Source organism: Kitasatospora sp. NPDC058190, assembly GCF_042883685.1.
Classification (GTDB): Bacteria; Actinomycetota; Actinomycetes; order Streptomycetales; family Streptomycetaceae; genus Kitasatospora.
On record NZ_JBHVVI010000033.1, the window covers coordinates 35,332 to 50,042 of the forward strand.

11 protein-coding genes are annotated in these 14,711 nt (G+C 74.4%); 6 read left to right on the top strand and 5 right to left on the bottom strand.

All coding sequences use genetic code 11. The features are described from left to right. Positions 1-200 precede the first annotated feature (200 nt). The 5 genes from ACFVWU_RS17450 to ACFVWU_RS17470 all read left to right on the top strand — a co-directional run bounded on the left by ACFVWU_RS17450 (position 201) and on the right by ACFVWU_RS17470 (position 5,536). Positions 201-1,481, top strand: a complete 1,281-nt coding sequence (locus tag ACFVWU_RS17450) for an aspartate kinase (protein WP_030288196.1) — start codon at positions 201-203, stop codon at positions 1,479-1,481. A 28-nt stretch (positions 1,482-1,509) separates the two neighbouring features. Then, positions 1,510-2,613 carry an aspartate-semialdehyde dehydrogenase gene (locus ACFVWU_RS17455; RefSeq protein WP_387621243.1) on the top strand — a complete coding sequence of 368 codons (1,104 nt, stop codon included), beginning with the start codon at positions 1,510-1,512 and terminating at the stop codon, positions 2,611-2,613. A gap of 168 nt (positions 2,614-2,781) precedes the next feature. Beyond that, the gene (locus ACFVWU_RS17460; protein WP_387621353.1) at positions 2,782-3,420 is read left to right on the top strand and encodes a SigE family RNA polymerase sigma factor; all 639 of its coding nucleotides are present in this window, start codon (positions 2,782-2,784) and stop codon (positions 3,418-3,420) included. Beyond that, positions 3,413-4,576: a hypothetical protein gene (locus ACFVWU_RS17465; protein WP_387621246.1), complete on the top strand. Its 1,164-nt coding sequence runs from the start codon at positions 3,413-3,415 to the stop codon at positions 4,574-4,576. The genes ACFVWU_RS17460 and ACFVWU_RS17465 overlap by 8 nt, the downstream gene beginning before the upstream one ends. 174 nt (positions 4,577-4,750) lie before the next feature. Further along, positions 4,751-5,536 (top strand): SURF1 family protein, encoded by a 786-nt coding sequence (locus tag ACFVWU_RS17470; RefSeq protein ID WP_387621250.1) that lies wholly within the window; start codon positions 4,751-4,753, stop codon positions 5,534-5,536. 12 nt (positions 5,537-5,548) lie between these two features. Here ACFVWU_RS17470 and ACFVWU_RS17475 read toward each other — a convergent pair whose 3' ends face one another. From ACFVWU_RS17475 to ACFVWU_RS17490, 4 genes are all read right to left on the bottom strand, one after another. Beyond that, positions 5,549-6,190, bottom strand: coding sequence for a hypothetical protein (locus ACFVWU_RS17475; protein ID WP_387621253.1), 642 nt, complete (start codon positions 6,188-6,190; stop codon positions 5,549-5,551). Continuing rightward, positions 6,187-8,043, bottom strand: a complete 1,857-nt coding sequence (locus ACFVWU_RS17480) for a S9 family peptidase (RefSeq protein ID WP_387621256.1) — start codon at positions 8,041-8,043, stop codon at positions 6,187-6,189. The genes ACFVWU_RS17475 and ACFVWU_RS17480 overlap by 4 nt, the downstream gene beginning before the upstream one ends. 209 nt (positions 8,044-8,252) lie before the next feature. Next, a complete protein-coding gene (locus tag ACFVWU_RS17485; protein WP_387621258.1) occupies positions 8,253-9,752 on the bottom strand; it encodes an MFS transporter in 1,500 nt (499 codons plus the stop codon). 124 nt (positions 9,753-9,876) lie between these two features. After that, positions 9,877-10,254 (bottom strand): nuclear transport factor 2 family protein, encoded by a 378-nt coding sequence (locus tag ACFVWU_RS17490; RefSeq protein ID WP_387621260.1) that lies wholly within the window; start codon positions 10,252-10,254, stop codon positions 9,877-9,879. Between the two features lie 158 nt (positions 10,255-10,412). Here ACFVWU_RS17490 and ACFVWU_RS17495 point away from each other — a divergent pair, with 158 nt between their 5' ends. Further along, positions 10,413-13,142 (top strand): helix-turn-helix transcriptional regulator, encoded by a 2,730-nt coding sequence (locus ACFVWU_RS17495; protein ID WP_387621263.1) that lies wholly within the window; start codon positions 10,413-10,415, stop codon positions 13,140-13,142. Between the two features lie 592 nt (positions 13,143-13,734). Here the strand turns inward: ACFVWU_RS17495 and ACFVWU_RS17500 are convergent. Then, positions 13,735-14,574, bottom strand: coding sequence for an IS5 family transposase (locus ACFVWU_RS17500; protein ID WP_387621266.1), 840 nt, complete (start codon positions 14,572-14,574; stop codon positions 13,735-13,737). Positions 14,575-14,711: the final 137 nt, after the last annotated feature.

Genomic DNA, 14,711 nt, shown 5'->3' on the forward strand with positions numbered 1-14,711 from the left:
AGCCGCGCCGAATGCCCCGCAGACCTGCCGGTGGCACCCCGCCCGCCGCCGCTCACGTGCTGAAACGTCCGTCTCATCATACGGAAGGCGCCGGTCGGGACACCCCTGCTCGGTAGACTGACGCCGACCGCACCCCCCTCTCCCCCGGGGGGTACGGGGGCCTGGCGCCCCCGGAAAACGACACAAGTCGAGGAGCGCACGTGGGCCTTGTCGTGCAGAAGTACGGCGGCTCATCCGTTGCGGATGCCGAAGGCATCAAGCGCGTGGCCCGTCGAATCGTTGACGCCAAGAAGGCCGGCCATGAGGTCGTCGTCGTGGTGTCCGCGATGGGCGACACGACGGACGAGCTCATCGAACTCGCGGAGCAGGTGTCACCGCTTCCTGCCGGCCGTGAGTTCGACATGCTGCTGACCGCTGGAGAGCGCATCTCCATGGCGCTGCTGGCCATGGCGATCAAATCCCTGGGTCACGAGGCCCAGTCCTTCACGGGCAGCCAGGCCGGTGTCATCACCGACTCCGTCCACAACAAGGCGCGCATCATCGACGTCACGCCGGGTCGCATCCGCACCGCCCTGGACGAGGGCAACATCGCGATCGTGGCCGGCTTCCAGGGCGTGTCCCAGAGCAGCAAGGACATCACCACGCTGGGCCGCGGCGGCTCGGACACCACGGCCGTCGCCCTCGCGGCGGCGCTCAAGGCCGAGGTCTGCGAGATCTACACCGACGTGGACGGCGTGTTCACCGCCGACCCGCGCGTGGTGAAGAAGGCCCGCAAGATCGACTGGATCGCGTACGAGGACATGCTGGAGCTGGCCTCGTCCGGTTCCAAGGTGCTGCTCGACCGCTGTGTGGAGTACGCCCGCCGCTACAACATCCCGATTCACGTACGCTCGTCCTTCTCGGGTCTTCCCGGGACGATCGTCAGCAACGACAACCCGAACAAGCCCGAAGGGGGCGAGATGGAGCAGGCCATCATCTCCGGAGTCGCCCACGACACCTCCGAGGCCAAGGTCACGGTCGTCGGGGTGCCCGACAAGCCGGGCGAGGCGGCGCGCATCTTCCGCGCCATCGCCGACGCCGAGGTCAACATCGACATGGTGGTGCAGAACGTCTCCGCCGCGTCGACCGGCCTCACCGACATCTCCTTCACCCTGCCCAAGACCGAGGGCCAGAAGGCCATCGACGCGCTCGGCCGGGTCAAGGAGGGCATCGGCTACGAGTCGCTGCGCTACGACGACGCGATCGGCAAGATCTCGCTGGTCGGCGCCGGCATGCGCTCCAACCCGGGCGTCACCGCGACCTTCTTCGAGGCGCTGTCCGCCGCGGGCGTGAACATCGAGCTGATCTCCACCTCGGAGATCCGCATCTCGGTGGTCACCCGCGCCGACGACGTGCCGGAGGCGGTCCGCGCCGTGCACAGCGCCTTCGGCCTGGACAGCGAGTCGGACGAGGCCGTCGTCTACGGCGGCACCGGGCGATGACCCGGCAGCCGGGCGGGGGCTCCGGGCGATGACCCGGCGTCCGAACCTCGCCGTCGTCGGCGCCACCGGCGCGGTCGGCGAGGTGCTGCTCGGCCTGCTCTCCCTCCGTCAGGACATCTGGGGCGAGGTCCGACTCGTCGCCTCCCCGCGTTCGGCCGGCCGCGCGCCGGTCGTGCGCGGGGAGGCGGTCGGGGTCGTCCCGCTGACGGAGGAGGCCTTCGCCGGGATCGACGTCGCCGTGTTCGCCGTCCCCGACCAGGTGTCCGCCCAGTGGGCGCCGATCGCGGCATCCAAGGGCGTCGTGGTGGTCGACGACTCGGCCGCCTTCCGTACCCGCGGGGACGTGCCGCTGGTCGTCCCCGAGGTCAACGCGGCCGCGCTGCGGATCCGTCCGCGCGGCATCGTGGCCAGCCCGGCCGGCACCACGCTCGCACTGGTCGCGGCGGTCGGCGCGCTGCACGCCGAGTACGGGCTGGAGCAGCTGGTCGTCGCCACCTACCAGGCCGCCAGCGGTGAGGGCCGCGAGGGCGTCGCCGCGCTGCGCGAGCAGACCGCGCTGGTGGCCGGCACCGAGGTCGGCCGGCAGACCGGCGACCTGCGCGCCGTGATCGCCGACGACGGGCCGTTCGCCGCCCCGCTCGTCCTCAACGCCGTGCCCTGGACCGGCGGCCTGCGCGAGGGCGGCTGGTCCGCCCAGGAGCTGGGCCTGCGCGACGAGGCCCGCAAGATCCTCGGCCTGCCCGCCCTGAGGGTCTCCGCGACCTGCGTGCGCATTCCGGTGGTGCGCACCCACGCGCTGGCCGTGCACGCGCGCTTCGAACGCGAGGTCAGCCAGGAGCACGCGCAGGACATCCTGCGCGAGACGCCCGGTGTGGTCCTCTACGACGACCCGGCGGCCGGGGAGTTCCCGACGCCGAACGACGTGGTCGGCACCGACCCGGTCTGGGTCGGGCGGGTGCGCCGGGCGCTGGACGAGCCGGACGCGCTCGACCTCTTCCTCTGCGGAGACAACCTGCGCAAGGGCGCCGCGCTGAACCTGGTGCAGATCGCCGAGCTGGTGGCCCGTGAGCTGACGGCGGGGGAAGAGCGGGCCCCCGACACCCCGGACGGGCCCTCGGAGCACGGGACCTGAGGGTCCCTTGTGCCCGGGGATGTCCGCACCTGTGTCCGCTCCTCGACACAATCTGTCCGGAATCCCGTGGGAATCCCCTGGAGGCCTCTTCCGCCGATGCGGAAGAATGGCCCCCGGGCTGGGCAACCATGACAGGGGATCGAGTGTCCAACGGGCGTGGCGAACGTGATGGTGGGGGCAAGGGCGGGCATCCCGGCGAGAGCCGCGGTGGCCTTCCCCTCGCGCGCCCCGTGGTCTTCGAGTAGGCCGGAAGACGACCAGATGACGGCGGCCGCACCCGGTGCGGCGGACTCCGGCGCGGGTACCGACGCGGGTACCAGCGAGGACCTGCTCACCGAGACCTACCAGGCGCACTACCACTCGCTGCTGCGGCTTGCCGCGCTGCTCCTGGACGACCTCTCCACCTGTGAGGACGTCGTGCAGGAGGCCTTCATCCGGGTGCACGCCGCCCGGCGCCGGGTGCGCGAACCCGAGAAGACCCTGGCCTACCTGCGGCAGACCGTGGTGAACCTGTCGCGTTCCACGCTGCGCCGCCGCATCCTCGGTCTGCGACTGCTGCCGAAGCCCATGCCTGACATGGCCAGTGCAGAAGAAGGTGCCTACGATGCCTTGGAGCGCGACCAGTTGAAGGCCGCGCTGCGTGGTCTGCAACGCCGTCAGCGGGAGGTTCTGGTGCTGCGTTACTTCGTGGACATGACGGAGGCGCAGGTCGCCGAGACCCTGGGCATCTCACTCGGCTCCGTGAAGGCGTACGGATCACGCGGACTCGCCGCCCTCCGGACCCAGATGGAGGCCGGACATGGCTGACGGAGCCTGGCAGCGGCCCGGGGACGACGACCTCTCGGGTCTCTCCTCCGAGGAGCGTGCACTGCGTGAGCTGATGCACCACGCGGTGGCCGGGATCCAGCCCGAGTCCGGCGCCCTGCCCCGCATCCGTCAGGCCGTACCCCGGCGCCGGGCCGCCCGGCGCGGGGCCTGGACCGGCGCGGCGGCGCTGGCCCTGGCCGTCGCGATCGCCCTGCCCGTCCTGCACGACGGGGACCACCTCGGGCTCTCCGGCGGGCCCGGCTCGGCCGAGGTCCAGAGCCCGACCCCCACAACCCCCGGCGGCAGGACGGCCGGCGGGCCCGCCGGCACCGGCACGGCGGTGCGCACCGGCCCGAGCGGCACCGGGGACACCGCGTCCGCCTCGGGCACCGCCTCCGCGTCGCCCAGCCCCGGCGTGGACACCACCCGGCCGGGCCTCACCCCCACCCCCACCGGGGCCCCCGGCGCCGGGGACGGCGGGATCATCCCGCTCTGCACCCGGACGGACCTCGGGCAGGGCACCGCGCAGGTCGGTGCGGCGGACGGGCAGGGGCGGATCTACGGCTCCTTCACCGTCTACAACGTCTCCGGGCGCAGCTGCCGCCTCGGCGGACCGGGCGCGGTGGCCGTCACCGACGTCAGCGGCGCCGACCGCAGCCGGGTCCGTACGGCCGACCACACCCCCGGTGACCCGGCGGGCAGCCTGCCCGCGATGGACACCGAGCCACCCGTACTGGCGCCGCAGGCCGGGTACCGGGTGCCGTTCGCGTGGATCCCCGACCAGAGCTGCGGCTCAGGCGGCACCGCGACCAGCGCACCCACCGGCGCCAACCAGGTGGCCCTGACCACCCGGGCCCCCGGCGCCGCCTCGGACGCCCCCGCCTCCGGCAACTCCGCGGCCCCGAGCTCCAACCCGCAGGCCAGCGCGACGCCCACCTCCGGTCCCACCCCGGCGCCCAGCCCGACCGCCACCCCGACCGGCAGCCCCACCACCGGCCCGGCCACCGCCACCATCGCCCACACCCCGGCCCCCGGCAGCCCGGCGGCCGCGACGGCCTCGCTGCCGGTCGCCTGCGGGGGGACCCTCTACCGGGGCGGGGTGCAGTCCACGGGCGGGGCGGCCGCCCCGCCGTCGGGGACGCCGGCGGCGGGCTGAGGGGGCGCTCCCGGGCTCCGCTTCTCGGGCTCGGCCCCTCGGGGCCCCCGCGTCTCCCGCGTCGCCCGCGCCCGGCGGTCCTCCCGTTCCCGCGTCGCCCGCGCCCGGCGGTCCTTCTGTCCTCGGTGGACCCTGTGGTCCGGGACGGTGTGAGGAATGGTTACCGTGGGGGGTGTGTACCGGTTCCTCCTGACTCCGCGCTGGCTCAGCGGCACCGCACTGGCCATGGCGGCCGTGGCGGTGTGCGTCTGGCTGGGCACCTGGCAGCTCGGCCGGTTCGAGGACCGCGTCACCACGCACCAGGAGACCAAGCAGTCCCTCACCGCTTCGGGTGACGCCACGCCGATCGACGACCTGCTCACCCAGGCCAGCCCGCAGGTGACCACGCAGACCGTCGGCAAGCCCGTCACGGTGTCCGGCAGCTATGACACCGAGCACCAACTCCTCGTCCCCAACCGGGTGCTGGGCGGCAAGCAGGGCTACTACGTGCTCACCCCGCTGCGCACCGCCGACGGACACGCCGTCGCCGTGGTGCGGGGCTGGGTGCCCGGAGCCCCGTCCGGGGCCGTGGCCGAGGCGCCGCCGACCGGACAGGTGACGGTGACCGGACGGCTGCAGGCCAACGAGGCGGTGGGCAGCAACGGCGCGGTGGCGGGTGGTCTGCCCGCCGGGCAGCTCGGCATGATCAACCGGGCCTCGCTGCTGAACGTCCTCGAATACGACGGCTGGTACGACGGCTGGGTGGCCGCCGACCAGGTGCCCACCGGGCTGACGGCCGTACCGACCGTGCAGCCGCAGGGCGGCGACGGGCTCACCCTGCGCGCCTTCCAGAACCTGGGCTACACCCTGGAGTGGTTCGTCTTCGCGGGCTTCGTGGTCTTCATGTGGTTCCGCCTGCTGCGCCGCGAGGTGGAGGCGGAGCAGGACCGGGCCCTCGGGCTGGACCCGGTCCTGGACTGACCCTTCGGAGCCCTACCGGGTGGGTTTGCCGGGCGCGGGCACCGGCTTGGCCGGGGTGGCGACCGGCGACGGGGTCGCGGCGGTGGTCGGCGGCTGGGTCGGCGGTTGGCCCGGTGTCTGCGAGGGGGAGGTCGGGCTGGCGCCGCCGAACGGCGTCGACAGGTCGTCGTCCTGCTCGGGCACTGCGTTGCGGCAGTGGCCGTGACCACCGACACCATCCGAGCCGTAGCGGTCGATGTGGTGGTGCACGGTGCGCCCGTTTGACCCCTTGGACCCGTTGGGCCCCTTGGACCCCTTCGAGCCCTTCGAGCCCGAGCCGGACGAGCCCTTGGACCCGCTGGACCCCTTGGCCAGCTGGACCGTGCCGTCGCCGGGCTGGTACGCCGCCCGGACGACGAACGAGCCGCCCCCGGCCCCCGCTGCGCCCGCCTTCGTCGCCGTGGCGAGCGGCGCGCCGGGCACGGCGCCCGCCGGGGGCGTCGAGGCGCCCGCCGTCGGAGCGGGCGGCACGGTCGGCACGGCGGCCGTGGGGCTGGGCAGCCCCGGACCGACCGGGGGCGGGCAGGCCGCCTCGGCGGCGTGCGAGCCCGAACAACCGCTGAGCACCAGCGCCCCCGCCACCGCCGCCCCCGCGAGCGTCAGCGGACGCCTCACTCAGCCCCTCCCGCGGCCCCGCCGGGCATGCCGAGGTGGCGCCGGACGAAGTCGATCTCCAGCCGCAGCTGCTTGATCCGCTCCTCCACCACCAGCGACCCGTGCCCGGCGTCGTACCGGTACACCTCGTGCGGCTTGCCGAGCCGCTCCAGCTCCTCGACGTAGTTGTCGATCTGCCGGATCGGGCAGCGCGGGTCGTTCACCCCGGCGCTGATGTAGACCGGCACCCGCACCCGCTCGACGTAGGTCAGCGGCGAGGAGGCGGTGAAGCGCTCCGGGACATCCTCCGGGGTGCCGCCGAAGAGCGTGCGGTCCAGCGACTTCAGCGCCTCCATCTCGTCGGCGTACGCGGCGTGGTAGTCCGCGACGGGCACGGCGGCGACGCCGAGCGACCAGCTCTCCGGCTGGACGCCCAGGCCGAGCAGGGTCAGGTAGCCGCCCCAGCTGCCGCCGGTCAGCACCAGGCGCTGCGGGTCGGCCAGGCCGTCGGCCACCGCCCACTCCCGGACGGCGGCGATGTCCTCCAGCTCGATCAGGCCGACCCGCTCGTGCAGCGCGTCGGTCCAGGCCTGTCCGTAACCGGTCGAGCCCCGGTAGTTGACCCGGACCACCGCGAAGCCGTGGTCCAGCCAGGCGGCCGGGCCGGCGGCGAAGGAGTCGCTGTCGTGATGGGTCGGGCCGCCGTGGATCTCGAAGACGGTCGGCAGCGGGCCGTCACCGGGGGCGTGGCCGGCCGGGCGCTGCACCAGGGCGTGCACCCGCCCGCCGGGGCCGTCCACCCAGACGTCCTCGACCGGGACGGAACGGGGCGGCACCGGACCCGGCGCCCGCAGCACGACCGCACCGGCGGTGGAGCGGACGGCGGAGGGCTCGGCGGCGGAGGACCACAGGTACTCCACGGTGCCGTCCGGACGGGCGGTGGCGCCGCCGACGGTGCCGCGCGGGGTGTCCAGACGGGTCAGCCGGCCGTCCGCGAGCGAGTACGAGAACAGCTCGCTGCGGGCCTCGTACTCGTGCTCGACCAGCAGCTCCCCGGCCCCGGGGCGCCACTGCGCGGAGACGTCGCCGGGCAGCTCGCGGCCCTGCTCGTCGCGCAGCGGGAGGACGGTCTCGGCGCCGGTGGCGACGTCCCAGATCATCGGCTCCCAGCGGCCGGTGCGCTGGTGGGCGACCAGCAGGCGGGTGTCGCCCTCGACCGGGGCGAAGCCCAGGCAGGCGACGCCGCGCGGCTCGTCCCGGCCGGTCACCTCGTCCAGCTCGGCGACCGTCTCGACGCCGTCCCCGCCGAGGCGGACCACGCGGATCGCGGAGTGCATCGCGTCGCCGTGCTCGGTGTGGTCGATGGCGAGCAGGGTGCCGTCGTGGCTCAGGTCGCCGACGCCGCCGTACTCCTCGTGCCGGTAGATCTCGACCGGCTCGGCGGCGCCGGGGCGGCGCAGGTGCAGGGTGGTGCCGTCCTCGTCGGTGGAGCGGCCGACGACCACCGTGCCGTCGCGGCCGAGGGCCAGACCGGCCGAGTAGGAGGGGGCGAGACCGGGCACGGCCTCCTCGTCCGGGCCGCCCGCGAAGGGCTGGCGGCGCCAGACGCCGAACTCGTCGCCGTCGTGGTCGTCGAACCACCAGACCCAGGCGCCGTCCGGGGACAGCTCGGCGTCGGTGGTGCCGTTCGGGCGGTCGGTGACCTGACGGTGGGTTCCGGTGGCGCGGTCCCAGGCGTAGACCTCGTAGGTGCCGGTCGAGTTGGACACGTACAGGGCCCGGCCGGGGGCGTCCTCGGCCCAGTCCGGCAGCGACACCCGGGCCGCCCTGAAGCGCTGCTCCCACGCCGGTACGGCGCTCTTCTCCTCGCTCATCCGACCATCCAACCCGATCGGCGGGAGGGAACGGAACCGGCGGGTGGGTTCGACCCACCCGCCGGTTCCGTTCCCGCCGTTCTGTCCGTTCCGTTCCCGGGACGTTCACGAACGCTCGGAGTCCTGAGAACGCTCGGGGTTCCAACCGCGCTCGGGTTCCAACCGCGCTCGGGTTCCAACCGCGCCCGGGTTCTGACCGCGCTCGGGTTCTAACCGCGCCCGGGGCTCTGGGAACGCCCGGCCGTGCGCGGCAGCAGCCGGACCAGTCCCACGAGGACCAGCTCCAGCACCGCGAGCGCCGTCACGCTGCGGCCGAAGGCGGCGGTCGCGTCGCCCGCGCCGTAGTAGACCAGGCCGATCAGCGCGATCCCGACGGCGCCGCCGACCTGCTGCACGGTGGCCACCACCCCGGCCGCCGAACCGGCCAGCTGCGGCTCGACGGCAGCCAGGGCGACGGTGGTGACCGGGGCGATCACCAGGCCCATGCCGAGGCCGTCGACGAACAGCCCGGGCGCCAGCCACCAGACGCTGCCGTCCGCCGCGCCGTAGGCGGCGAGGGCGAGCAGCCCCAGCCCGGCGGCCATCAGCAGGCCGCCGACGGTGATCGTGCGCGGCTCGCCGAGCCGGGCGGTGACCAGGTGGGTGGTGTTGGAGGTGATCAGGTAGCCGAGGCCGATCGCGGTGAACACCAGTCCGGCGCCGAGCGCGTCCAGGCCGCGGCCGAACTGCAGGTGCAGGGCGAGCACCAGGAAGAAGGAGGCCTGGCCGAGCCAGAAGGCGAGCTGGGCGAGCAGTCCGGCGCTGAACGCGCGGCTGCGGAACAGCCGGGTGTCGACCAGCGGGGCTGTGTCGCCGATGTGGGTGGTGGTCCGCGTGGTCCGCGTGGCCCGCGTGGCACGCGTGGTGCGGTGCTGGTGGACGGCGAAGGCGGCGAGCAGGGCGAGCGAGGCGGCGAGGCAGAGCCCGGTCCACAGCGGCCAGTCGAGCCCCGGCCCCTGGATCAGCGGCAGCACCAGGGCGGTCAGCCCGAGGGTGACCAGCAGGACGCCGACCGGGTCCAGGCCGGGCCGCTGCGGGGCGCGCGACTCCGGCAGGCAGCGGCGGACCAGGGCGAGGGCGGCCAGACCGATCGGCAGGTTGATCAGGAAGCAGCTGCGCCAGCCGAGACCGAGGAGGTCCGCGCGGATCAGGAGCCCGCCGATCAGCTGGCCGAACACCGCGCCGACGCCCATCGTCAGCCCGTACCGGGCGAAGGCCCGCGCCTGCGCCGCGCCGCCGAAGGCGGTCCGCAGGATCGCCAGCACCTGCGGGCCCATCAGCGCCGCCGCCAGGCCCTGGACGACCCGGGAGCCGACCAGGGCACCTGCGGTGGGGGCGAGGCCGCAGGCGGCGGAGGCGAGGGTGAACAGGGCCAGGCCGAGCGCGAACACCCGGCGGCGGCCGTAGCGGTCGCCGAGCCGGCCGGCGGTGACCAGCCCGGCCGCCAGGGCCAGGCTGAACCCGGCCATCACCCACTGGACGGCGGCGGGGCCGGCGCCCAGGTCGGCCTGGAGGGAGGGGACGGCGACGTTGACGACGAAGACGTCGAGGGAGGTCATGAAGGTGGCGGTCAGGACGACCAGCAGCAGGCCCCTGGGGGCCGTGGCTGCCTTCGGCGCAGCGGCGGCCGCGGCTTCGGCCGACCGCCGGGTGTCCAGGGCGGTGCTCATCTCGGGCTCTCCTCAAGGGCTCGGGGCTCGGGGCGGGGATCGGGGCGGGGACCGGGGTCCGGTTCGGGGAGGGGCGCCGCCGGGTGGCCCGGCGGCGCCCCTCCGGGCGGGTCGCGCCGGCGGCTCAGGCGCCCGGCACGCGGTCCAGGAAGCCGTACACCGCGCCGATCCGGCCGTCCGGGGTGGCCGCCAGCACGTCGAAGCCGATCACCACCGGCTCGGCGCCGGCCGGGCCGAGGTTCCAGGTGAACCGGGCGATGTCGTGGTGCGCGTCCACCGGGCCGAGGGTGAACTCCAGCCCCGGGAACTGGGCCTGGGCCGCGCCGATCAGCGCGTCGATCGCGTCCCGGCCGGCGACGGCGGCCAGCGGGTCGGTGTAGCGGCCGTCCTCGGCCCAGACCTCGTCGATCAGCTTGCGGCGGGCCGCCGGGTCGGTCTCGTTCCAGACCGCGAGGTAGCGCTCGGCGAGCTGCTGGAGGGCAGCGACGGTGATCTCGGTCATGGCTGTCTCCCGTGTTCCGGTGGGTGGTTGGGCGGGTCGTTCCCGCTGCTCAACCAAGGTATGGACGGGCCGGGCCGGGCGAATCGGTCACGTATAGGCATGGCGGTACGTAGCTCTCGCCGCGGGGTACCGACGGCCGGCTGGGTAGGGTCGGGGGCATGCTGTACGGGAGGGAACACGAACAGGCCGCCGTGGCCGGGCTGTTGGCGGCGGCGGGGGACGGACGCAGCGGGGCCCTGCTGCTGCGCGGCGAGGCGGGGATCGGCAAGACCGCGCTGCTCGACGACGCCGTCGCGCGGGCCGGGACGGGCTTCCGGGTGATCCGGGCGGCCGGCGTCGAGTACGAGGCCGAACTGCCCTTCGCCGGGCTGAGCCTGCTGCTCACCCCCGGTCTGGACCGGCTGGACGCCCTGCCCGGGCCGCAACGACGGTCCCTGGAAGCGGCGTTCGGGCTCGGCGACTCGTCGACGGCGACTGCGGACCGGCTGCTGGTCGGCCTCGCCACCCTCGGACTGCTCGCCGAACTCGCCTCCGAACAGCCGCTGTTGTGCGTGATCGACGACGTGCAGTGGCTGGACCGCGCCTCCCTGGACGCGTTGCTGCTGGCCGCCCGGCGGCTCCAGGCCGAGGGGGTCGCCCTGCTGCTCGCCACCCGCACCGAGGGCGGCGCCTCCGCGGAGCGGCAACTCGGCCTCCCCGAACTGCGGGTGAGCGGCCTGTCCGAGACCGACGCCACCCGCCTGCTGGCACACCGGGCCGGCCCCGACCTGCCCGCCGCCGTCCGCGACCGGCTGCTCGCCGAGGCCGCCGGCAACCCGCTCGCCCTCACCGAACTCCCGGTCGCCGCCGGGCCGCAGCCGCACACCGCGGGCGGGCTGCCGCTCACCAGCCGGCTGCTGATCGCCTTCCACGGCCAGGTCACCAGCCTGCCCCCGGCCACCCAGACCCTGCTGCTGATCGCCGCCGCCGAGGAGAGCGGCGAGCTGGACGTCGTGCTGCCCGCGGCGGCCGCGCTCGGCGTCGGCGCCGAACAGCTCACCCCCGCCGAGGAATCCGGCCTGGTGACGGTCACCGCCGACCGCCGGATCGCGTTCCGCCACCCACTGCTGCGCTCCGCGATCCTGCAACGCGCCCCGCACCACCAGCGGCTGACGGTCCACCGGACCATCGCCGAGGCGCTGCCCGACGGCGACCGCCGCACCTGGCACCGCGCCCTCGCCGCCACCGTCCCCGACGCCGACCTCGCCGACGCGCTGGAACGCACCGCCGTCCGCGCCGAGCGCCGCGGCGGCCACGGCGGTGCCGCCGCGTACGAGCGCGCCGCCCGGCTCACCCCCGACCGCGACGCCGCCACCCGCCGACTCGTCCTGGCCGCCGAAGCCGCCACCGAGGAAGGTGAGTTGGTACGGGCCGAGGCGCTCGCGGACGAGGCCGCCGGCCGCACCGACAACGTCCTCGCGCACGCCCTGCTGGACCAGGTCCGGGCCACCGCGCACTTCTGGCGCGGCTCGTACCCGACGGCGAACCGGCTGCTGCTCGACGCCGCCGGCACGGACATCGAGCCCTCGCACGCCGCCCGGATGCTGTTCCAGGCCTTCCACGCCGCCTGGTACGCGGGGGAGGAGGCGGTGGTCGCGGTGCTCGACCGGCTCGCCGCGCTCCCGCTCGCCCCCGACGACCCCCTGGCCCCGCTCGCCCGCCACCTGCCCGCCGCCGTCCTCCCGGCCCTCGGCAGGCCCGCCGGGCCCCTGCCGCCCGTCCGGGAGAGCGCCGGGGCCGCCCGCCGGGCCGGCGCCGAGACCCCCGTCGACCTCGTCCAGCTCTGTGGCGCCACCCTCATCCTCGGCCGGGACGAGGAGACCGTCGAACTGGGCGGCGAACTGGTCGCCGAGGCCCGTGCCAGGGGCACCGTCGGGGTGATGCCCACCCTGCAGTTCTTCCTCGCCGAGGCCGAGCTCTTCCACGGCCGCCACGCCGACGCCGAACTCACCGCCACCGAGGCCCTCGCACTCGCCCAGGACACCGGCCAGCACCAGTGGGTCAGCCAACTCAGCGCCCTGCTCGCCTACCTGGCCGCCCTGGACGGCCGCACCGAGCGCTGCACCGAATTGGCCACCACCGCCCTCGCCACCATCGGCCCGCAGACCGCCGCCCCCGCCGCCGGCCGCCCCTGGGCCCACTGGGCACTCGCCCTGCTCGACCTCGGCCAGGGCCGGGCCGCCGGCGCCGCGGACCGCCTCCACCCCCTCACCACCGGCCCGCACCGCCACCACGTCTGCGCCACCCGCGCCGTCCCCGACCTGGTCGAGGCCGCCGTCCGCCTCGGCACCCCGGACCGCGCCGCCGAACCCTACGAACGCTTCGCCCGCTGGACCGCCGCCGCCGACCGCCCCTGGGCCGAAGCCCTACGCCTGCGCTGCCAGGCGCTCCTCGGCCCCGACGAACTCGCCGAACCGGCCTACCGCGCGGCCCTCGACCTCCACGCCACCACCCACCGCCCCTTCGAACACGCCCGCACCGCCCTCCTCTACGGCGAATGGCTCCGCCGCACCCGCCGCCGCACCGACGCCCGCCCCCACCTCCACTTCGCCCTGGAAACCTTCGACCGCCTCGCCGCCCACCCCTGGTCCACCCGCGCCCGCACCGAACTCTCCGCCACCGGCACCCCCGCTCCCGACACCCCGCTGTCCCCACAGAGCCCGCAGACCCCCCTGACCCCGCTGACCCCTCAAGAACTCCAGATCGCTCGCCTGGCCGCCCAAGGCCTCACCAACCGCGACATCGCCGCCCAACTCTTCCTGAGCCCTCGCACCGTCGCCCACCACCTCTACAAGGCCTACCCCAAGCTGGGCATCACCTCCCGCACGGCCCTCGCGTCCGTGCTCTGACGCGACGCCGGCGGGGACACCCACCGGCTCCAGGGCCCCAGTGCGGCCGGCAGCCACAGCGGAGTCCTGATCGGCGGCTCGGACCTGGGCGTGACGGCCGGAACCGGGCCCGCCTGCGCACGGTGGGCGACGGCCAGGCCGCCGTCGAGCGGACACCCTGTCACGCCGAAAGGCCCTCGGGCCCGCCATGCGTCGTGGATCACGCGGCAGTCGCCGACAGAGGCGCACGGCCCCGCCGACGGCTCCTCAGCAACCGGAAACGCCAGAGGGCCCATCGGATCTCTCCGATGGGCCCTCTGGGCTGGGTCGGGGTGGCGGGATTTGAACCCACGGCCTCTTCGTCCCGAATGAGGTCACGGTGTGGCCGCACTCAGGAGGAAGATTCGAACCTCTATGTGAGGAGGTTGGTGGCGTTGGCTCCATGCGGTTGAGCGGGGTTGCTGATTCAAGATCCACTCCCCGCTCACTCCCCAGCTCTACCGTCTCCGGGGACAGCGCGCCGAGCATCGAGGATCTTGCGAACTTCCTCCCAAGTCGCTGCCCCGTAGGCAGCGGGCCAACTTAGTGGGCGTTTCGTTCCTGGTTGGCGAGGTCAGGTTCCGCGCCAGGTGGGGGTGGTTTCGCCGGTGAGGCGGCGGGTCATGAGGCTGATCATTGCGACGTGGATCATGGCTTCGGATCTGGCGGGGAGGGCTTCGTAGTCGCGGGCGAGGCGGCGGTGGTTCATTAGCCAGCCCAGGGTGCGTTCGACGATCCAGCGGCGGGGCTGGACGGCGAACCCCCTGGTTGCGGGGTCGCGAAGGACGATCTCGACGTCGATGCCGAGGGTGGCGCCGTGTTCGATGACGGCGTTCTTGTAGCCCATGTCGGCCCAGGCCTTGCGGATGGTGGGGTGGTCGGTGGCAACCCGCGTCAGGAGCTGTCGGCCGGCGGTGCCGTCGTGCACGCTCGCGGCGGTAACCAGCACGGCCAGCAGCAGGCCGATGGTGTCGGTGACGATGTTTCGCTTCCTGCCGACGATCTTCTTTCCGACGTCGATTCCCTGGGTCGCGGTGGGGACGTTGGTGGAGGTCTTCACGCTCTGGGAGTCGAGGTTGCAGGCGCTCGGTGCTGGATCGCGGCCCTCGGCGGTGCGGACGAGGCGCCGCAGGAAGCCGTTGAGCTGCTCGAACACTCCGTCGCGTTGCCAGCGGGCGAAGTAGGCGTAGACGGTCTGGTGCGGCGGGTAGTCGTGCGGGAGGTATCGCCAGGGGATGCCGGTGCGGTCGACGTAGAGGATCGCGTCCAGCAGGTCGCGTAGGTCGTGCTCGGGTGGCCGGCCGAAGGTGCGGGCTCGTGCGGTACGTTCCTCGCGCCAGGCGGTGAGGGTGGGTTCGACCAGGGCCCAGCGGGCGTCGGACAGGTCGCTCGGATACGGTCGGCGGGCCGTCATGATGAAGGCATACTGCGGGATCGCCGCTGTGGCCAGAGGCCGCGGCAGTCGGGGGACGTGTGCCGCCAGGCCCGGCCTCCTGGGACGAGACAGGACGAGCCACACGGTTCGGGCAGGCCATCCTGCACCAGCGGCAC